At 62.2% G+C, this 18,151-nt stretch carries 21 protein-coding genes; 9 read left to right on the top strand and 12 right to left on the bottom strand.

Features of this window, described 5'->3' with window-relative positions:
• The 9 genes from FJ942_RS00515 to uxuA all read right to left on the bottom strand — a co-directional run bounded on the left by FJ942_RS00515 (position 1) and on the right by uxuA (position 10,026).
• Positions 1 to 1,206: a CaiB/BaiF CoA-transferase family protein gene (locus FJ942_RS00515; protein WP_140515238.1), complete on the bottom strand. Its 1,206-nt coding sequence runs from the start codon at positions 1,204 to 1,206 to the stop codon at positions 1 to 3.
• A 22-nt stretch (positions 1,207 to 1,228) separates the two neighbouring features.
• On the bottom strand, positions 1,229 to 2,014 hold the full coding sequence (locus FJ942_RS00510) for an SDR family oxidoreductase (RefSeq protein ID WP_140497497.1): 786 nt from the start codon (positions 2,012 to 2,014) through the stop codon (positions 1,229 to 1,231).
• A 2-nt stretch (positions 2,015 to 2,016) separates the two neighbouring features.
• The gene (locus tag FJ942_RS00505) at positions 2,017 to 3,012 is read right to left on the bottom strand and encodes an ABC transporter permease (RefSeq protein WP_140515236.1); all 996 of its coding nucleotides are present in this window, start codon (positions 3,010 to 3,012) and stop codon (positions 2,017 to 2,019) included.
• 3 nt (positions 3,013 to 3,015) lie between these two features.
• Positions 3,016 to 4,548 carry a sugar ABC transporter ATP-binding protein gene (locus FJ942_RS00500; RefSeq protein ID WP_140564402.1) on the bottom strand — a complete coding sequence of 511 codons (1,533 nt, stop codon included), beginning with the start codon at positions 4,546 to 4,548 and terminating at the stop codon, positions 3,016 to 3,018.
• Positions 4,538 to 5,521 carry an ABC transporter permease gene (locus FJ942_RS00495; protein WP_140515234.1) on the bottom strand — a complete coding sequence of 328 codons (984 nt, stop codon included), beginning with the start codon at positions 5,519 to 5,521 and terminating at the stop codon, positions 4,538 to 4,540. The genes FJ942_RS00500 and FJ942_RS00495 overlap by 11 nt, the downstream gene beginning before the upstream one ends.
• A gap of 132 nt (positions 5,522 to 5,653) precedes the next feature.
• Entirely contained in the window at positions 5,654 to 6,685 is a 1,032-nt protein-coding gene (locus FJ942_RS00490) for a sugar ABC transporter substrate-binding protein (RefSeq protein ID WP_027027652.1), read from the bottom strand.
• 27 nt (positions 6,686 to 6,712) lie between these two features.
• Positions 6,713 to 7,564, bottom strand: a complete 852-nt coding sequence (locus tag FJ942_RS00485; RefSeq protein WP_140564403.1) for an IclR family transcriptional regulator — start codon at positions 7,562 to 7,564, stop codon at positions 6,713 to 6,715.
• On the bottom strand, positions 7,564 to 8,712 hold the full coding sequence (locus tag FJ942_RS00480; RefSeq protein WP_140564404.1) for an extracellular solute-binding protein: 1,149 nt from the start codon (positions 8,710 to 8,712) through the stop codon (positions 7,564 to 7,566). Before FJ942_RS00480 ends, FJ942_RS00485 begins: the two co-directional genes overlap by 1 nt.
• A gap of 129 nt (positions 8,713 to 8,841) precedes the next feature.
• On the bottom strand, positions 8,842 to 10,026 hold the full coding sequence (uxuA, locus tag FJ942_RS00475) for a mannonate dehydratase (protein ID WP_140525113.1): 1,185 nt from the start codon (positions 10,024 to 10,026) through the stop codon (positions 8,842 to 8,844).
• A gap of 134 nt (positions 10,027 to 10,160) precedes the next feature.
• Here uxuA and FJ942_RS00470 point away from each other — a divergent pair, with 134 nt between their 5' ends.
• The 3 genes from FJ942_RS00470 to FJ942_RS00460 are packed head-to-tail and all read left to right on the top strand — an operon-like array spanning position 10,161 to position 12,850.
• Complete coding sequence (locus FJ942_RS00470) at positions 10,161 to 10,952, top strand: FadR/GntR family transcriptional regulator (protein ID WP_224671760.1); 792 nt, start codon at positions 10,161 to 10,163, stop codon at positions 10,950 to 10,952.
• Positions 10,945 to 11,730 (top strand): SDR family oxidoreductase, encoded by a 786-nt coding sequence (locus tag FJ942_RS00465; protein WP_140897063.1) that lies wholly within the window; start codon positions 10,945 to 10,947, stop codon positions 11,728 to 11,730. The genes FJ942_RS00470 and FJ942_RS00465 overlap by 8 nt, the downstream gene beginning before the upstream one ends.
• A 10-nt stretch (positions 11,731 to 11,740) precedes the next feature.
• Positions 11,741 to 12,850 (top strand): mannonate dehydratase, encoded by a 1,110-nt coding sequence (locus FJ942_RS00460; protein ID WP_140515229.1) that lies wholly within the window; start codon positions 11,741 to 11,743, stop codon positions 12,848 to 12,850.
• A 93-nt stretch (positions 12,851 to 12,943) separates the two neighbouring features.
• Here the strand turns inward: FJ942_RS00460 and FJ942_RS00455 are convergent, their stop codons facing one another.
• On the bottom strand, positions 12,944 to 13,522 hold the full coding sequence (locus tag FJ942_RS00455) for a DUF1236 domain-containing protein (RefSeq protein ID WP_246679624.1): 579 nt from the start codon (positions 13,520 to 13,522) through the stop codon (positions 12,944 to 12,946).
• Positions 13,523 to 13,899: 377 nt separating this feature from the next.
• On the opposite strand from FJ942_RS00455, the gene FJ942_RS00450 reads away from it, so the two are divergent.
• Positions 13,900 to 14,199, top strand: a complete 300-nt coding sequence (locus FJ942_RS00450) for a DUF1236 domain-containing protein (protein WP_224519082.1) — start codon at positions 13,900 to 13,902, stop codon at positions 14,197 to 14,199.
• A 121-nt stretch (positions 14,200 to 14,320) separates the two neighbouring features.
• Here FJ942_RS00450 and FJ942_RS00445 read toward each other — a convergent pair whose 3' ends face one another.
• Positions 14,321 to 14,542 carry a hypothetical protein gene (locus FJ942_RS00445; protein WP_140497477.1) on the bottom strand — a complete coding sequence of 74 codons (222 nt, stop codon included), beginning with the start codon at positions 14,540 to 14,542 and terminating at the stop codon, positions 14,321 to 14,323.
• A gap of 231 nt (positions 14,543 to 14,773) precedes the next feature.
• Between FJ942_RS00445 and FJ942_RS00440 the strand changes: the two genes are divergently transcribed.
• From FJ942_RS00440 to FJ942_RS00420, 5 genes are all read left to right on the top strand, one after another.
• Positions 14,774 to 15,163 (top strand): response regulator, encoded by a 390-nt coding sequence (locus FJ942_RS00440; RefSeq protein ID WP_140655479.1) that lies wholly within the window; start codon positions 14,774 to 14,776, stop codon positions 15,161 to 15,163.
• Positions 15,160 to 15,933, top strand: coding sequence for a Crp/Fnr family transcriptional regulator (locus FJ942_RS00435; RefSeq protein WP_140896927.1), 774 nt, complete (start codon positions 15,160 to 15,162; stop codon positions 15,931 to 15,933). Before FJ942_RS00440 ends, FJ942_RS00435 begins: the two co-directional genes overlap by 4 nt.
• 178 nt (positions 15,934 to 16,111) lie before the next feature.
• Entirely contained in the window at positions 16,112 to 16,312 is a 201-nt protein-coding gene (locus FJ942_RS00430; RefSeq protein ID WP_140819017.1) for a hypothetical protein, read from the top strand.
• Positions 16,313 to 16,315: 3 nt separating this feature from the next.
• On the top strand, positions 16,316 to 17,146 hold the full coding sequence (locus FJ942_RS00425) for a sensor histidine kinase (RefSeq protein ID WP_140819019.1): 831 nt from the start codon (positions 16,316 to 16,318) through the stop codon (positions 17,144 to 17,146).
• A gap of 252 nt (positions 17,147 to 17,398) precedes the next feature.
• Positions 17,399 to 17,827, top strand: coding sequence for a hypothetical protein (locus tag FJ942_RS00420; RefSeq protein ID WP_140515225.1), 429 nt, complete (start codon positions 17,399 to 17,401; stop codon positions 17,825 to 17,827).
• Between the two features lie 81 nt (positions 17,828 to 17,908).
• Here the strand turns inward: FJ942_RS00420 and FJ942_RS00415 are convergent, their stop codons facing one another.
• Positions 17,909 to 18,100 (bottom strand): DUF2934 domain-containing protein, encoded by a 192-nt coding sequence (locus FJ942_RS00415; protein WP_140497466.1) that lies wholly within the window; start codon positions 18,098 to 18,100, stop codon positions 17,909 to 17,911.
• Between the last annotated feature and the right edge of the window lie 51 nt (positions 18,101 to 18,151).

Here is an 18,151-nt window from a genome sequence, read left to right as displayed (position 1 = left end):
TCAGGCGGCGTCCACGGTCATGTCACCGGACGCCTCCAATGCGGCGATCTCGTCCTTGGAGAGGCCGAACTCGGCCAGGATCTCGCGGCCGTGCTGGCCGACCAGCGGCGCCGGCCGTTCTATGGTCGCGGGCGTCTCGCTCATCTTGACCGCCGGGGCGACCACCTGCACCTTGCCGCCGCGCGGATGGTCGTAGCTGGTGATCATGCCCATGTGCTTGACCTGCGGGTCCTCAGCGGCGCGGCGGATATCCTTCACCTCGGCGCACCAGATATCGGCTGCCAGCAGCCGCGCCAACAAATCCTGCGTGGCGAATTTCCTGGTCTCGGCATTCACCTTCTCGAAGACTTCATCGCGCTTGTCGAACAAAGTCTTGAGATCGTCGTAGACGGCAAGCTGCGGCGCCTCCAGCACCTCGTAGAGCGTCTTGAACGGGCTCATGGCGATCGACACGTAGCCGCCGTCGCTGGTCTCGTAGATGCCAAACGGCGCCTGCATGCCGGGATGGCCGATCCCGGAATTCGGCCGCACGAAGTCCTCACCAAGGTTGAGCACCGCGACATATTCCTGGTTGAGGTGCGCCAAAAGGCCGGCCAGCAGGTTGACCTCGATCTTCTGGCCCTTGCCGGTCTTCTCGCGATAATAGAGCGCCGACAGGATGCCGTAGACCATGTTCATGGCGCCGATCTGGTCGGCGAGGCCGGCGCCGGCGGGAACCGGGGCTTGATCGCCGCGGCCGGTGTTGGCGATCAGCCCTGCGAGCCCCTGGATCAGCATGTCCTGGCCGGGGCGCTCGACATAAGGCCCTTCCTCGCCATAGCCCGAGCCCGAGCAATAGATGATGCGCGGATTGACGGTCTTGAAATCCTCATAACCATAGCCGAGCTTGGCCAGCACGCCTGGGCGGAAGTTCTGCACCACCACGTCGGCGCTTTTCGCCATTTCCATGATGATGGCATGCACCTTGCGGCTCTTCAGGTTGAGCGCGATCGAACGCTTGTTGCGGTTCCAGGCGAGGAAGTTCGGGCTCTCCGAGCCGCCGACCCATTTGGCGAAGAAGGTCATGCCACGGAACATGTCGCCGGCGCCGGCGCGCTCGATCTTGATGACATCGGCGCCCATGTCGCCGAGCAGCTGGGTAGCGAACGGCCCCTGCAGCAGATGGCTGAAATCGAGGATGCGGACGCCTTCGAGGGCCTTGTTCATGTCATGTCTCGTTTCAAAATTTTCAAAGCAGTTCGGGAACGTAGCGCGGCGCCGCCGTCAGCCCGCCATCGACGCGCAGGTCGGTGCCGGTGGTGAAGCCGGCGGCATCGGAGGCAAGATAGACGGCGGCCTCGGCCACTTCCGAAGGCTCGCCGATACGGCCGAGCGGATGCATCTTGACCCAGGCCTTGGCAAGATTGCCGCCGATCTCCTTGATGAGTTTGTCGTTCATCGGCGTGTTGATGGTGCCCGGCGAGATCGAATTGACGCGGATGTTCAGCGGCCCGAATTCAACCGCCATCTGGCGTGTCATCGCCATGACCGCGCCCTTGGCACCGGCATAGGCGGTCCAGCCATCAAGCCCGATGTGGCCTTGCGCGGAGGCCATGTTGATGATCGAGCCCGATTTCTGCGCGATCATGTGCGGCAGCGCGTATTTACAGCCGCGAAACACGCTGGTCAGGTTGACTGCTATCAGCCGGTGCCACTGCTCGTCGGTCATCTCGTGCACCGGCATGCCGCCAATGGCAATGGCCGCGTTGTTGACGAGGATGTCGAGGCGTCCCGTCTTTTTGACGGCACTGTCGATGAGGCCTGAAATGTCGGCCTCCTGCGAAACGTCGCAATGCAGATAGTCGGCGCGGTGGCCGGCGGCGCGAAGTGCGGCCGCGAAATCCTCACCAGCGCTGTCGGCGATGTCGCCCAGGAAGACATGCGCCCCTTCGCGCGCCATCGCTTGCGTGATCGCGTGGCCGATCCCGTCGGCCGCACCAGTGATGACGGCGATTTTTGCTTCAAGACGAGCCATCTTCAGCCTCCATTCGCACGCCGGCGTTTCGCTTCATCAAGGGCGACCGCGGCAATGATGATCATGCCGGTGATGACCAACTGCCACTCGGTCGGCAGGCCAAGCCCGCGCAGGCCGTTGGACAGGAATTGCAGGATCAGCACGCCCAGCGCCATGCCGGTCAGGCTGCCGATGCCCCCCGCAAGGCTGACCCCGCCGAGCACGGTGGCGGCAACCACCTGGAATTCGAAATTGAGCCCCGCCGTATGCTGTGCCGAGCCGACCCGCGCGGCCAGGATGATGCCGGCGACCGTCGCCAGCAGCGCGCTGATGATGAAGCAGATGAACTTGACCCGCCGCACGTCGTAGCCTGCAAGACGGGCCACTTCCTGATTGCCGCCGACGGCATAGATTTGCCGTCCGAACGGCCGGTGCTGCATCATGTAGGCGAAGGCGGCGAGCAGGACGATGGCGATGACGGCCGAATAGGGGATGACGTTGAACAGGCGGCCATCCGACAGCGCGATGAAGCTGTCGAGGCTGGCATCGTCAGGGATCGCGCGCTGACCAGTGTAGAGATAGACGCCGCCGCGCATGATGAACATCGTGCCCAGCGTCACGATCAGCGAGTTGATGCCGGCATAGGCGGTGAGATAGCCGTTGACGACACCGATGATCAGCCCGAACAACAGCGCGCCGCCGACGCCGAGCAGCAGCGAATTGGTGTCGTTCATGATGATGATCAGCGGCAGTGCAATGGTCGCCAGCAGCGATCCGATCGAAATATCGACCTCGCCGGAAATGAAGACGATGGCGCAGCCAATGCCGGCGGTGAGCGCGAGCGAGGCCTGGCCGAGCACATTGGTCATGTTGCGCACGGAGAAGAAATTCTCGACGGTAACGGAGAAGAAAGCCAGCACCAGCACGAGGCAGACCAGCAGCGCCAGTTCCTGCCGGGCAAAGAGCCGCGCCAGCATGGACGGCCGGGCTTTCGCGGAGACTGTATTCACAACGCTCATGTCTTATCCGATCGCCGCATTGAGGATCTTCTCCTGCGTGGCTTCGTCGCGCGGCATGATCGCGGTCAGGCGGCCTTCGCACATCACCGCGACCCTGTCGGCAAGACCGAGTAGCTCCGGCATTTCCGACGTCATCATGATGACCGCCAGGCCTTCGCCGGCGAGCCGGTCGATCAAGGCGAATATCTCCGACTTGGCGCCGACATCGATGCCGCGGGTCGGCTCGTCGACGACGATGACCTTGAGGCCACGCATCAGCCAGCGCGAGATCAGCACCTTCTGCTGGTTACCGCCTGAGAGGTTTTTCACCTCTTGGAACAGGCTGGGCGTCTTGATGCGGAAGCGGTCGACGTAATCCTGCACCGCTTTGTGTTCCCTGGCCCTATCGACGAAGCCCATGCGGGCGAAGGCGCCGAGCGAGGCGAGGCTGGCATTCTGGTAGACAGGCAGCTCGCCCATCAGCCCTTCGCTCTTGCGATCCTCGGTGAGCAGACCGATACCTAACCTGACGCCGGTGCGCGTATCGTGCGGCGAGAGGCGCTGGCCGTCGACGGTGATCGTGCCCGAAGTGATCGGATCGTAACCGACGATCGCCTTGGCGAGTTCGGTGCGACCGGCGCCCATCAGCCCGAAGAAGCCGAGCACCTCGCCGGCGCGCGCCTCGAAGGACACGCCGTTGAGCTTCTTCGCCGTGCTGAGCTTGTCCACTGACAGGGCTACCTTGCTAGCCGGTGCGCCACGCTTGCGGGGAAACAGATTTTCGATGCGCCGGCCGATCATGTCCTGGATCAGCGTGTCGTTGGTGTGCTCGCCGATCGGCTTGGTCGAGATGTGGCGCCCGTCGCGCAGCACCGTCACCGTGTCGGCGATCTCGAACACTTCGTCGAGCTTGTGGCTGACATAGACCACCGCGATGCCAAGGCCGGCAAGCCGGCGGATGACGGTGAACAGCAGCGAAACCTCGTTCGGCGTCAGCGAGGATGTCGGCTCGTCCATCACCACCACTCGGGCTTCATGAGCGAGCGCGCGGGCGATCTCGACCATCTGCTGCTGACTGACCGGCAGCGAGCCGGTGCGCGCCGCCGGATCGACGTTGAAGCCGATGCGGTCGAAGAGCGCGGCTGAATCGGCGCGGATCTTCTTCCAGTCGATGGAGCCCGTCCTGCCGGTCGGATAGCCTTCCAGGAAGATATTCTCGGCAACGGTGAATTCGGAGATCAGCGCGATCTCCTGGAACACGACCTTGATGCCTTGCTTCAAGCTGTCGCGCGGCGACTTGATGTCGACCTCGCGTCCGCGCATGCGAATGGAGCCGGCGTCCTTGCCGTAGACGCCGGCCATGATCTTGATCAGCGTCGACTTGCCGGCGCCGTTCTCGCCCATCAGCGCATGGATCTTGCCGGGCTCCAGGGTGAAGTCGACATTGTCGAGCGCCACGACGCCGGGAAAGCGCTTGCCGATGCCGCGCAATTCCAGCGCCGGCACATCGGTATCGATGGCCGCGCCTTCGCCAGGATGCAGGAAATCAACGGACATTGGCTCTGTTCCGGATGATGTCGAGATAGGTTGCCAGGATGATGACGATGCCCGGCACCACCATCTGCAAATCCTGGTTCCAGCCGAGGATGATGATGCCGTTGTCGATCACCTTCAGCACCAGAACGCCAAGCAAGGTACCGAACAGCGAACCGCGGCCACCAAGCAGGCTGGTGCCGCCGAGGATGACGGCGGCAATCACCGTCAGCTCGAAGCCACGGCCGGCGGTCGGCTGGCCGGCATTCATCAGCGACGACAGGATCATGCCGGCAACACCGACGCACAGGCCGGTGACGACGAAGGCCAACAGCTTGAGCCGTTCCGAGCGAATGCCTGACAGGCGCACCGCCTTTTCATTGGCGCCGACCGCGTAGAGGTAGCGGCCGAGCGTGGTGAAGCGCAGCGTCACATAGGCAACCACGAAGATCAGCGCCGCCAGGATGACGGGAACCGGCACGGGGCCGACATAACCGGCGCCGAGATCGGTGAAGTTTGCCAATTGGTTGTGGTTCTGCACCGCCTCGCGCGTGAAGAGATAGACGCCGCCCTGCAGCATCATCATCGTGCCGATGGTGGCGATCAGCGAATTCACCCTGAGCCTGGTGACGACCAGCCCGTTGAACAGGCCGACCCCGCCGGCAAAGGCGAGCGCCGCCAGCATGCCGAGCGTAAGACTATGGGTGGAATTGAGCACCGCCATGCCGATGCAGCCGACGAAGGCGAGCGACGCGCCGACCGACAAGTCGACCTCGGCGGTGATGATGAGCATGGTCATGCCCGAGGCGACGATCAGCACCAGAGCGCATTGGCGCAGGATGGCGATGATGTTGGCCTCCGAATAGAATTGCGGCGCCGCGATCGAGATGGCGATGCACAGCACGGCCAGGATTGCGCCCAGCACGAGCTGGCTGCTGCCCAGAAGGTTGCCGCCGATGAAACGCTTCGACGCGGAGGCCTGTGTAAGCTCGCTCATTTCAGTCCATTCCCGGCCGTTTGCCTGGTCCCTCTGGAACCTGTCGTGTCGAACCCGGCATTTGTCTTGGCCACCGAAAGGTCCTGGCCGCCTGCCCTTCCCGCAACACGGGAAGGGCGATATCGGCCGGCCTTATTTCTTCAGGTCGGCGGAGGTCTTCATGCACTTTGCCGGCGGCTGCAGCGCGTTGACGGCATCCCATTTGATGGTGCGGGTGGTGCCGTCATAGTCATAGAACTTCTTCCAATCGTCGCCGTTCATCGGCGCGGTCGGGCTGACGATGTGCTCCGGCACTTCCTCATTGTTGAAAAGCTTCACCGCGGCATCGATGGCGGTAAAGCCTTCCTTCTCGGGGAACATCGCGGCTTCGATGCGGTAGGAAGGCTCGTTCTGCATCGCGTTGATGAAGGCAAGCCCTTCGCCGCCCGTGCCGACCGTCAACAGGCCATCCTGCGACTTGCCCGCCGCTTTCCAGGCCTGCAGGCCACCCAACGAAGACGAATCATTGATGCCGTAGATGATGTTGATATCGGCGTTCTTGGCCAGTGCCGCGGAGGACACTTCGAGAGCGCGGTCCGGATTGCCGCCGCCGTCGAGATCGTGGACCATGACCGCATCGGGGATGATGGTCTTCAGCCCGTCCATGAAGCCGTGCGAGCGCAGCACGGTGGCGGAAAGCAGCGGCAGGCCGACATTCATCACCTTGGCAACGCCGCCGAGCTTTTCCTTCGCGTATTTGCCGGCCTCGACGCCGGAGAAATAGCCGGTGTCGTAGTCGCAGATGGCGACCATGGTCGTCATGCCCTTGACCGGATTGCCTTCCAGCACGACCGGCACGTTGGCGGCCTTGGCCTGGCGCAGCAGCGGCACCACGCCTTCTTCGTTCACCGGGGTGATGATCAGCACGTCGACGCCCTTGGCGATGAAGTCTTCGGCCGCGGCAACCTGCTTGGCTATGTCGAGATTGGCATCCTGCACCTCGACCTCGATGCCGAGTTCCTTGCCGTGAGCCTTCATGCCCTTGATGACGTTCTGATACCACTCATGGGTGGCGTAGTTGGTGACGTAGCCGATGCGCTTGGGCATGTTCTCGGCATGCGCGGCGGCGGCGCCGAGCGCCAGCACGGCGGCGGACGCAAACAGGATTGACTTGGACCAGAGCATTTTCTTCTCCCAGATTTATCGCTTTTGTTAGTCGCTGAACGGATAGTCCCGCCGTTCCGGGTCGGCACGTAAGGAGTTGGTGGCTTCGCCCCAGCCGAGTGCCGCCGATATCTTCTCGGCGGCGGCGCGGGTGCGTTCGAAGACGATTTCGCTGTCGAACCGCGCCGCCTTCTGCGGCAGCAGCGGCACGGTTAGCGCGGCGATGACGGCACCGGTGTGATCGTGCACAGGCATGGAGATGTTGGTGCAGGCCGCAACGGCCAAGGAAGCGCGCATCTCGTAGCCGAGCCTGGCGACCTCGTTCAGCCGCGCCTCGATTTCGGCCCGCGTGCCCTGGCCCTCACCGGCGGCCACGATGCGCTCGACGATGCGGTCGCGCTCGGCCCGGTTCGAATGGGCGAGCAGCACGGCACCCGAACTTGTTTCGAGGATCGGGAAATGCGACCCGAGTGCTACCGAGTAGCGCATCGGCAGCGGCGAATCGATCTGCAAAACCACCAGTGCGTTCTGGCCCTCGCGCACCACGAGATGGCAGCTCTGGTCGGCATTGGCGGTCAATTCGCGCATCACCGGCAGAGCGCATTCCACCAGCCGGTTTACCGGCGGATGCATGTGCGCCAGTTCGAACAGCTTCAGCGACAGCCGGAAACGGTCCGATTGCGTGCGAAAGATATAGCCCCGTTTCTCCAGCAGAAGCAGGATACGGTAGATCTCGTGAATGGAGCGGCCGAGGCCGGTCGCGATCTCGGTCTGGGTCAGCGTTTCGGCGCTGGAGGCCATGAATTCCAGAACGTCGAGCGCCTTCTCCACCGCCGGCACGCGATAGCCGTTGCGGCCGCTTTCGCCCTCGTCGAGCGTCTCGGCAACGCTGGCGGCCATCAGGCGACGCTCCGTTCCGGCTGGACTTGCCTGGTTTCGCGGTAGAGGCTGTTGACGTGGCCTGCGAGTTCGGTCGCCGACATGTCACCGGCTATGGCTGCGGCGGCATGCGGCGCGCATTCGCGGAAGAAGGCGATGAAGCCCGGATGGGTCGGACGCAGATAGGACGAGGCGATCGTCCGCAGCGTCGAGCCGAAGAAATCGCCGGAAAGACCATTGACCCCGGCATCCTTCCAGGCAGCCAGCGAACCCGGTTGTCCGCCAGATTTCACATAGTCGCCGCGCTGGTATTCGGGCGAGCACAGGAACAGTGCGTAGTCGATCGCGGCCTGCTTGTGCTTCGATTGGGCGCTGACGCCGATGCCGGCACCGCCGAGCAAGGCGCCGGCGGCTTGCGGGGTGGGCACGTCGGCGAAGCGCAGATGGGGCCTGTCGGGTTTCGAGGCGTAATTCACATAGCCGAAGGCGAACGGCACGTAGACAACGTCGTCATGCGCGATCATGTGGTCGTAGCAGCGGATCGGATTCCATTTCGACGAGTCCGGGTGCGAAAGCGCGACAAGCTCGCGCAATTGCGCAATCGCCTGCTCGACCATTTCCTTCGCGATGAATTGCTCGCCATCTTCCTGGGGACGGCCAAGCGTCAGAAGCAGACACATGGCGTCGGTCGGCACGAAGGGCAGGCCGAGCCACTTGCCGTCGCTGCGCGCGCGCCGGCCAAGCTCCAGCACGTCCTGGTGCGTGCTGGGCACCGGCCCGTAGCGCTCCAGCAAATCCGGCCGATAGGAGGCGACCTGGCAGGCGGCATCGATCGGCAGCGCCCACTGACGGCTGTTCTTCTGGTAGGAGCGCCAGGACGCCCCGACTGAGTCACGTTCGAAGAAATGGATCTGTTCGGCCGACAGATAAGCGTCGAACGGGACCATCAGTTCATCCTGGGCGATATCGCCGATGAAGGGATGGTCGAACACGACCAGATCGTAAGTGCCGAGCACCGGACCGAGGGCGCCCTCACCGAATTCATAGAGGCTGCGGCGGTCCCATTGGATCTCCAGGCCGGGATGCGCGGCGCAATAGGACTCGATGCTGGCGTCCAGCGGACCCCAGCATCGTCTATGATCCCACGCCAGTCCGCGCAGCTTCGTCATGCCACTCAAATCCTCCCGGCACCGGCAATAGCCGGCTCGCCATCGACACTAGCACCATTTTTCATATGCGCAACTTGTTTTCATTTGCGCAAAAAGCACACACATCCTCCCGACTGGCCGATGCAGGGTTCAAGCCAGATCGAAACGCTCCACGGCGCGCATGATGCCGCGCAGTTCAGCCAACCCCTTGAGCCGTCCGATAAGCGAATAGCCGGGGTTGATCTTTTTCTTGCCGATGTCGTCGGCAAGCAGATGCCCATGGTCCGGCCGCATCGGGATTTGCCAGTCGGCCCGGCCTTGCTCGCGACGACGCTTTTCTTCCTGCATCAGAGCCAGGATGACGTGCGCCATGTCGGTGCCGCCTTCGAGATGCTCGGCTTCATAGAACGAGCCGTCCTCTTCGATGGTGATGTTGCGCAGGTGGACGAAATGGATGCGGTCGGCGAATTCCTTGACCATGGCGACGATGTCGTTGTCGGCGCGCGTGCCATAGGAGCCGGTGCAGAAGGTCAGTCCATTGGCGGGACTGTCGACGGCGTTGAGGATGAAACGCGCGTCCTGTGCCGTCGAAACCACGCGCGGCAGGCCGTAGAGCGAGAATGGCGGGTCGTCGGGATGGATGCACATGCGCACCCCCTCCTCTTCGGCCGCCGGAATGATCTCGCGCAGGAACCAGGCGAGGTTGTCGCGCAACTCCTTCGGCCCGATCGAATCGTACTCAGCCAGGGCTTCGCGAAAACTGTCCCTGTTATAGCTGCGTTCGGTCGCCGGCAGGCCGGCAATGAGGTTGCGCTCGATCCGGTCGATCTGCTCTGGCGTCAGCATCTTCAGCCGCTTCTCGGCCTCGGCGATACGCGCCGGCGTATAGCTTGCCGCACCGTTCTTGCGCTGCAGCACGAAAAGATCGTAGGCCGCGAAATCGATCGCATCGAAGCGCAGCGCATAGCCGGTTGTCGGCAGGCGATACATTAGGTCGGTGCGGGTCCAGTCCACCACCGGCATGAAATTGTAGCAGATAGTCTCGATGCCGGCCTTGGCGAGCGCCCGGATGCTGTCGCGGTAGTAGCCGGCATAGCGCTCGCGCTCGGGCGCGCCGATCTTGAAGGAATTGTGCACCGGAATACTCTCGACGACCGACCATTTCAGGCCAGCCGCCTCGATGATCCGCTTGCGCTCGAGCACATCGGCCTCAGGCCAGGCGCGGCCGTCATAGATCTGGTGCAACGCGGAGACAACGCCGGTGGCGCCGGCCTGCCTGACATGTTCAAGCGTCACCGGATCATCGGGACCATACCAGCGCCAGCACTGTTCCATGAAGCCTCCTCAGGGTTGGCGGCGACCATATTGTCGGACCACAAGCCTGTCAACAGAACCTTTCCTTCGCCATACAGTTGATTTCCTGTGGATCGAGCCCTAGGGTGGTCCAACAAATAGCAAGGAGTTCTGCGGTGGAACAGGCGAGCCACGATTCGATGGAGGCGGCAGACGAAGCCGGGATCAGCAGTTCCGCCGTCGACCAGACCGTGCGGCAGATCCTCGACCTCATCCGCAATCGCGCCATGTCCATCGGCGATGTGCTGCCCACCGAACGGGAGCTTGGCGAACTGTTCGGCGCCAGCCGCAACACGATACGCGAGGCGCTGCGCACCATCCGAACCTATGGGCTGATCGATCCCAAGCCGCGCGTCGGCGCGGTGCTCGCCGATCGCCAGAATGTCGCGATCCAGAATTTTTTCGCCGCGCAAATGGACATATCGAAAACGTCCTTTCACGACATACAAGGATTTCGCCGCATCATCGAAGTGAGCGTCGGCGACCACATCATCCTCAATGCCAGCGCCGCCGAACTTGAAGCCCTGGACGAGGTCAATGGCCTGATCGAGACCAGCAAGGATGTCCAGGAAGCCGCGCAACGCGATTTCGATTTCCATCTGGCGCTGATGAAGCTCGCCGGCAACCGCATGCTGGTGCAGACTTATCAGTTCCTGTCGCCGGTCATCCTGCACATCATGACCGTCGGCAAATCCATCCGGCCGGTGCTGAGCGAAACACGCCACGCGCATGGCGAGATCATCGCGGCGCTGCGCGCGCGCGACCGCATTGCCTACTGCTACCTGATGAGCCGGCATCTCGATTTTGGCTTGCGCTTCGTTCCCGACGACCTCGAAAACGCCCGTATGTCGGCGGCAAACCCGGTGCATCCGGGTCCGGCATCTTCCAAGGATTTGCATCATGTCTGATTTTGAGAACAAGGTGGCGCTGGTCACCGGCACGACCGGCATCGCGCTCGCCACTGCGAGTCGCCTGGCGCAAGGCGGCGCTGCGATCATCGCCTGCGGCATCGACCGGGCGGCCAATGCCGCCATGCAGGAGAGCCTCGCCAAGGCCGGAGCGAATGCGCTGGTGCAAACGGTGGATGTCTCCGTTTCCGACCAGGTGCGCGACGCGGTCGCAGCGGGCGTCGCGAGGTTCGGCGGCATCGACATCATCGTCAATTCGGCGGCGGTCCACCCCTACGGCACGGCGACCACCACCGACTGGGAAACCTGGAACCGGGCGATGACGGTCAATGTCGGGTCGATCTACCTGACCGCGCATTTCGGCATTCCCGAAATGATCCGCCGAGGCGGCGGTGCCATCGTCAATGTCGCCTCGGTGCAGGGGTTCGCCTGCCAGCAGAACGTCGCCGCCTATGCCACGACCAAGGGCGCCATCCACACGCTGACGCGTTCGCTGGCGCTCGACTATGCCGCGGCCGGCATCCGGGTCAATTCGGTCAGCCCGGGCTCGATCCGCACGCCAATCCTCGAGAAGGCAGCGCGTGGCGACAATGGAAGCGACGCCGATGTCGAAGAAGCCTACAGACGCTTCGGCGCCGCCCATCCGCTCGGCCGCATCGGCGAGCCGGAGGAAGTGGCGGAGCTCATCGCTTTCCTGTGTTCATCGAAAGCCGGCTTCTGCACCGGCGCTGACTACAAGATCGATGGCGGCCTCACCGCCGGCATCGGCGTCAAGTAGGGTAACGCGGATGAAGATCGGACTTGGCCTCTATCGCGATTCGCTGACGCCGGAGAATTTCCGCTTTGCCCGGCAGGCCGGCGCAACGCATGTCGTTGCGCATCTGACCAACTATTTTCGCGGCCGCGATCCCTCGCTGTCGGCCGGCACCGAAACGGATGGCTGGGGCGATTGTTCAACGGATGGATTGTGGAGCTACGAGGATTTCACCGGACTGGTGAAAACCGTACGCGACAACGGCCTGGAGATCGCCGGCATCGAAAACCTGTCGCCGCGCTTCTGGTCCGACGTGCTGCTCGGCGGCCCCGATCGGTCGAGGCAGCTCGACGGCCTCAAGCGCCTGGTGCGTGACGCCGGCCGGGCCGGCATTCCCTGCATAGGCTACAACTTCTCGATCGCGGGCGTGTGGGGCTGGCAGCGCGGGCCATTCGCGCGCGGCGACGCCATGTCCGTGGGGCTCGATTTGTCCAATATCGATCCCGACCTGCCGCTGCCCGACGGAGTGGTCTGGAATATGCGCTACCGGCCGGGCCGAGCCGGCGCCGCGCCTGTCAGGGTCTCGCAAGAAGAACTGTGGGAACGGCTTGGCGTCTTTCTGCGCGAAATCGTACCGGTGGCCGAAGAGGCCGGCGTCGTGATGGCTGCGCATCCGGACGATCCACCCGCCGAGGCGCTGCGCGGCACGGCGCGCCTCGTCAACCGGCCGCAGAAATATGATCGGCTGATGGATATCGTCGACTCGCCCGCCAACGGGCTGGAGCTCTGCCTCGGCTCGCTGCAGGAGATGCCGCAGACCGAGGAGATCTACAGCCATGTGCGCCGTTTCGCGCGGCGTGGCCGCATCGGCTATATCCATTTCCGCAATGTGCGGGGCAAAGTGCCGAAATATCACGAAACCTTCGTCGACGACGGCGACATCGACATGGCCGAGATCGTGCGCATTCTGCGCGACGAGAATTATCAAGGCGTCATGATACCCGATCACACGCCTGAGATGGCCTGCGACGCGCCATGGCACGCCGGCAAGGCCTTCGCATTGGGCTACATGCGCGCACTGGTGCAGAACGCCGACGCGCTAGGCCCGGTACGAAGCCGGGCACCCGACATGGCAGCGGAGTGAATAGGGGACGCACGACTGACATTTTTCGAGCCCGAAGGCGCCGCAAAAGCCCGCTTTCGATGGAGAGCGGGCTTTTGTTAGTCGGCTCGGTTCCTAACTCAGGATAGCGACGATCTCATATGAGTTCGGATCGACAATAACAATCCTGCCATCGGCCAGGAGGAAATATTCATAGCTCTCATAGGCAGGAACGATTTCGACGATCCGGTGCGGAAGTCGATGCAGCCGCACCTTCTGCTTCGGCACTTTCACGCCGACCGAAATGTCCACGTCGAGGTTCGAGACCGGTTCCACCTTCGTCTCGCGGATGACGTTGGTGATTTCGGTCTTCTGCTCGACGGATATATTGTTGATTGAAGCGGTTGAACTCTGGTCGGTAGTCGTACCGGCCTTGCCCTGCGCTTGCTGATCGGTAGTCGTACCGGCCTTGCCCTGCGCCTGCTGGTCGGTTGTCATACCGGCCTTGCCCTGCGCTTGCTGATCGGTCGTCGTACCGGCCTTGCCCTGCGCTTGCTGACCGGTAGTCGTACCGGCCTTGCCCTGCGCCTGCTCGTCGGTCTTCATGCGGGGCTTGCCTTGCGCCTGCTGATCGGTCTTCACGCCCGCCTTGCCTTGCGCCTGCTCATCGGTCTTCGCTCCGGCTTTGCCTTGCGCCTGCTCGTCGGTCTTCATGCCGGCCTTGCCTTGCGTCTGCTGCTCGGTGCTGCCGCCCTTCTGGCAATCGGCCGAGCCGGCTGCGCAAGTGTCTGCCCCACCCGATTGGGCCGCTTCGCCCGACTGCTGCTGGGTCTGCGCGATTGCCGCCCCACATCCGAGGGTAAGCGCTAGCATGCTGGTTATCAGAGTGGTTCTCATGGGAGGTCTCCTAGGATGGCAGTCCCTTCGCGGCAAAACTTTGCCGCCCCGCGATTGTTCCACCGCAGACTAATATATTCCGGAGCGGATGGAACTGCCGGCATTTTGCGAAGTTCGGCGCATGGGGCGCACCTGCCGAAATGCCGGTGGCGTCGTCGGCTCGGCGCCCTGCGCAACATCTGATGGAGACAGAAGTGGAAAAATATCTACTGGGAACGGCAGTGGGCATCCTGTTTCTTGCGGGGGCCGGAGCGGCCGCGGCGCAAGATGTGGTCATCCAGCCGGAGCAAGAAACCGTTATCAAGGAGTATGTGAAGAAGCAGCCGCTGGCCTCGGTCCAGCTGCCCGGCGTGGAACTCAATGTCGGATCCACCGTGCCTGATACGGTCGAACTTCATGAAGTTCCCGATGTGAAATACCGCTACGTCGTGGTCGACAATCGAACAGTTCTGGTCGACCCGGAAACCCGGAAAATCGTCCAGGTCCTTCAATGACCGCATGTTCCAAAGCGCCCGCCCCGGCATGCGTCGAGGCGGGCGACGTGTGTCAGGTTTCTGTTTTCATGCATGTCTTTGTTCCAAACCGAGGCGTTTTGGGCGACATGCATGAGCATGGCTACGACTGCAGGTCAAATGCGATGTTGCGATGCTTTTGAATTGCTGAGCTGGCAACAATGTCCGCCAGTTCTTTGTCGGAGAGAGTGCATTCTGGCAGTTCGTAACGGATGGCTGACACCGCCTGCGCCGTGGAAATTGGCCATTCGAGATTTCTGCGGGAATTGATGTAGTGATCGATGGCCCGGATCAGTTCCTTCGAGGTCATATCGATCACAGGCATCGGTTCCTCCTCCTTATTTCCCCGTTTTTCTCACTGTGTTGACGGACACCGAAACCTGCCATCACAATTGTTAAAACGGCAGACGAAAAAGATGTCGATTCAGGAAAATAGGGGCTGGCGGTGGCTTTGGAGTTCACCTCCGCTGCATCGGTGGAAATATAGCTGGGAGTGCAGCGGGTTGCGGTATAGTGTCCCAAGTGATGGCCGCCGCAAAGGGAGAGTGCTTGCACCATGGACGGGGAAGCGGCGAAATCAGCCTTTCTGGGCGGGATTCGCGTTTTGATCGTGGAAGACGAATATTTTCTCGCCGATGACCTGCGTAAGGCTCTGGTCACACAAGGGGCGACAGTGCTCGGCCCGGTCGCCACGGTCGAGCCCGCAATCGAATTGCTGAACAGCGGTCAATGCGATTTTGCGATTCTCGATATCAACTTGCGCGGCGAGCAGACATTCGAGATTGCCCGCGAGTCGTTGGCGAAAGGCGTTCCGATCGCCTTCGCCACCGGCTATGATCAGACGGCCATTCCAGCAGAGCTCGGCGGGATCAGGCGATTTGAAAAGCCTCTGGAATTCGGCAGCATTGTCGAGTTCGTTGCCGCGACGGCACACGATACGCGATGAACGAGAGAAGCGAGCCGGCGGTTGGCCTGAGAGCGAAGACCGCGCGGCACCCGCTTATCCGCAAGCTGTCCAATTTCACGGTCCTGTCCGTGGAAGAATGCGACGCCATCGAGAGCGCGACAACAAAGGTCGCCGAATTCGCCGCCGGCGATGACGTCATCCAAAGGGGCGACCGGACAGGCGGGGTCAACCTGCTGCTCGAAGGATTTGCCTGCCGCTACAAGATTCTCGAAGACGGTCGGCGACAGATCCTTGCCTATTTGGTGCCGGGCGACCTTTGCGATCTTCACGTGTTCCTGCTGCGGCGCATGGACCACTCGATCGGTGCTCTCAGCCGCTCCAAGGTTGCGGTGATCCCGCAGAGCGCCATCCTCGGCTTCACCAACAGCTATCCCAATCTTACGCGTGCGCTCTGGTGGACCACGCTGCTCGACGAGGCGATCACCCGCGAATGGGTCGTCAACATCGGCCAGCGGACTGCTTATGAGCGGATGGCGCACCTTTTTTGCGAGCTGTTCCACAGGCTTCACGCGATTGGTGAAACGGCCGGCAAGAGCTATCCCCTACCGGTAACCCAGGCGACCCTGGGCGATACGCTCGGTCTTTCGAACGTGCACATCAACCGTACGCTTCAGGATCTCAGGCGCGACGGCCTCATTTCGTTCAACAACGGCACTGTAACGATCAAGAACCTGGCGAAACTGGAGGCGGCGGCCTTTTTCAATCCTGACTACCTTCATCTGTTGGACGCCAGGGAGCCTTTTGCATGACCAGGCACGGGCTCATCGAGTGGAGCGCAAAAATGAAACATCATAGGGAACCTGGCCGGCTTCTGCCGGTTCGGCGTGACCGGAAGCGGTAGCGAGCGATGGCCAAGCGCGATTTGATCGGCGGTTCGGCAGGTACGATCGATCTGCTGGGGTCTACCTCAATGACATCGCTGGGGAGTTGGCCGCTGCGATCGCCTTCCATATTTCCGCCGACAGGGGCGGCATTAATGCTCCTGCCGGCTCGACGGTGTCATCGCCGCCGGCTGAAAACCGCGCGCGGCGGCACGAAAGCCAATCCTGCTTGCGTGAACGCGAGCCAAAGGTTGACGAGACGATGCGCCTGGCACCGCGCATCATCGAGGAACGGTTGAAAGACTGACAGGTGGCTGGAAAAAGACCTCGCAAGAAGGACGTCGCGGGTACACCCTCCCGTCCGCAAGGTCTGTCCGCCGAAGAACGCGATGCTTCCGCGTCGATGCGGCTCAGCCATGTCGATGAACAGATGGACGAACGTGACGATCATATCGCCCGGCTCGAAGCCGAACTCCAGGTCACACGCGACCGCCTCCAGGTGACGAAGGCATTTGCCGCCGAATTGCAGCACCGCGTTCGCAACACGTTGAGCATTGTCCGTTCGATCGCTCGCCGCTCGGTTGAAAACAGCGACAATGTCGAGGACTATGCCTTTCACCTCGAGGGCCGCATCAATGCGCTCGCACGCACGCTCAATGTGCTGATGCGATCGGCCTCGGCCACCGTGCAGCTTGACATGCTTGTCCTTGACGAGCTTGCGTCCCAAGGCGGCCGGACCGAAGATCAGTTCACCATAGATGGCCCGGATATTTCCTTGTCCGGAAAGGCGGCGGAGACCTTGGGCCTGGCTTTCCACGAACTCGCCACCAACTCGATGAAATATGGCGCGCTGTCGGCAGCCGACAAATCAATCAGCGTAAGCTGGAAAGTGGATGGCACGCCCGCCAGACAGGAGCTGAAGATCCGCTGGATCGAGGACCTGCATGGTCCGGCAGCAATACCTGCGCGACGCGGCTTCGGATCCGAGCTGATCGAAAAGGTGGTGCCCTACGAGATCGGCGGAGCTGGCTCGCTGCGCTTCACCGATGCCGAGGTGATCTGCACGATGGATATCCCCCTCTCGAACGAAATTCACCCCAGCAGGAGCCTGGAGGACCCGCCCGACGATCTCCAGCATTGAACACCGACACTCCTGCGCCGAAAGGCGGTCGGGGCCAGGAGCGTGGAGTTGGAAGGGGCTGACCCAGCACCGACCGAGGTGGCGCAACGGCCCCGGGGTTTGCCGAGTTGCCGCCGCACCGGCCTTCAAATTCTCAAAATGATGGAACTTCAGCGACAACAAAGAGTTCGGAGCGCGGCGACGGCGAGCGCGCTGTCGTGATCTCGCGACTCACCTTGAAGCGGGAGGAACCTGGATCAACAGGAGCTGACCATGAAGTCCCATACACTCGAACAACTACACGCAATCGCGGAAGTTGATACGGTGTGCCCGACAATGACGCGGAACCAACGCCTGGAGCGCTGGGCAAGTCTTCTTGAGCGTCATCCTGAACGGCGCCTCGGAGCGCTTCCGGGCACCGAATATATGAGCCCCGACATGCGCGAAAACGCCTACTGCGTGCAATCCCCCATCAGCGTCGCGTTCGAAGATCCGATACTGCGGGCGCAGGGTCTGGAAGGCGACACCTATGGCGAGGCAAAGCGCTTTTTCGAACTGTCCAACTGGCAGTTGCACAACATCGTCTGCGATTGCCACGTCGGTGCGACCATGAAAGCCGGGTGGGTCGCCGTTCGCGTGCGCGCCGCCATGGGCGAAGGTTTCAATATCTTCGCCAGGCTCAGGGCGCTGCTCGGACGTTGACCGAGACGCCATCTCGAATGCGTCGACGGAATGAACAGTCGGTCGACGCATTTTTCCTCCTTGGCGGCAAGTGACGTCGCTTCAGGAGCTTCGAGGCTCCGACCCGCTGCCGATGGTCGGATCGGGCACCACCGGACCGCGCTCGGCTTCCGATCCTTCCGCCTCTATTTCCTGCACGGCCTGGTCCCAATGCTCCTGCTCTCGGCCCGGCGGGCGGCCTTCACGCTCCCAGATCTCGTAGGCTCGTCGCTTTATGAGTTCTTCCTTGTCCATTGGAAACTCCTCCTGCGTGCCCCAATCTCCGGCAGGCCGCTTTGTTCCCTC

The sequence above is a fragment of the Mesorhizobium sp. B2-4-2 genome (genome assembly GCF_006442845.1).
Classification (GTDB): Bacteria; Pseudomonadota; Alphaproteobacteria; order Rhizobiales; family Rhizobiaceae; genus Mesorhizobium.
The sequence above is the reverse complement of the archived record's forward strand: the minus strand, read 5'-3'. Positions and strand labels throughout refer to the sequence as shown.

Coding starts and splice junctions, on each gene's coding strand:
- FJ942_RS00500 (WP_140564402.1), bottom strand. CDS start 4,548: ATGTCCGTTGATTTCCTGCATCCTGGCGAAGGCGCGGCCATCGATACC.
- FJ942_RS00490 (WP_027027652.1), bottom strand. CDS start 6,685: ATGCTCTGGTCCAAGTCAATCCTGTTTGCGTCCGCCGCCGTGCTGGCG.
- FJ942_RS00415 (WP_140497466.1), bottom strand. CDS start 18,100: ATGGACAAGGAAGAACTCATAAAGCGACGAGCCTACGAGATCTGGGAG.
- FJ942_RS00480 (WP_140564404.1), bottom strand. CDS start 8,712: ATGACGAAGCTGCGCGGACTGGCGTGGGATCATAGACGATGCTGGGGT.
- uxuA (WP_140525113.1), bottom strand. CDS start 10,026: ATGGAACAGTGCTGGCGCTGGTATGGTCCCGATGATCCGGTGACGCTT.
- FJ942_RS00460 (WP_140515229.1), top strand. CDS start 11,741: ATGAAGATCGGACTTGGCCTCTATCGCGATTCGCTGACGCCGGAGAAT.
- FJ942_RS00445 (WP_140497477.1), bottom strand. CDS start 14,542: ATGCCTGTGATCGATATGACCTCGAAGGAACTGATCCGGGCCATCGAT.
- FJ942_RS00485 (WP_140564403.1), bottom strand. CDS start 7,564: ATGGCCGCCAGCGTTGCCGAGACGCTCGACGAGGGCGAAAGCGGCCGC.
- FJ942_RS00505 (WP_140515236.1), bottom strand. CDS start 3,012: ATGAGCGTTGTGAATACAGTCTCCGCGAAAGCCCGGCCGTCCATGCTG.
- FJ942_RS00495 (WP_140515234.1), bottom strand. CDS start 5,521: ATGAGCGAGCTTACACAGGCCTCCGCGTCGAAGCGTTTCATCGGCGGC.
- FJ942_RS00420 (WP_140515225.1), top strand. CDS start 17,399: ATGAAGTCCCATACACTCGAACAACTACACGCAATCGCGGAAGTTGAT.
- FJ942_RS00515 (WP_140515238.1), bottom strand. CDS start 1,206: ATGAACAAGGCCCTCGAAGGCGTCCGCATCCTCGATTTCAGCCATCTG.
- FJ942_RS00465 (WP_140897063.1), top strand. CDS start 10,945: ATGTCTGATTTTGAGAACAAGGTGGCGCTGGTCACCGGCACGACCGGC.
- FJ942_RS00455 (WP_246679624.1), bottom strand. CDS start 13,522: ATGAAGACCGACGAGCAGGCGCAAGGCAAAGCCGGAGCGAAGACCGAT.
- FJ942_RS00510 (WP_140497497.1), bottom strand. CDS start 2,014: ATGGCTCGTCTTGAAGCAAAAATCGCCGTCATCACTGGTGCGGCCGAC.
- FJ942_RS00435 (WP_140896927.1), top strand. CDS start 15,160: ATGAACGAGAGAAGCGAGCCGGCGGTTGGCCTGAGAGCGAAGACCGCG.
- FJ942_RS00440 (WP_140655479.1), top strand. CDS start 14,774: ATGGACGGGGAAGCGGCGAAATCAGCCTTTCTGGGCGGGATTCGCGTT.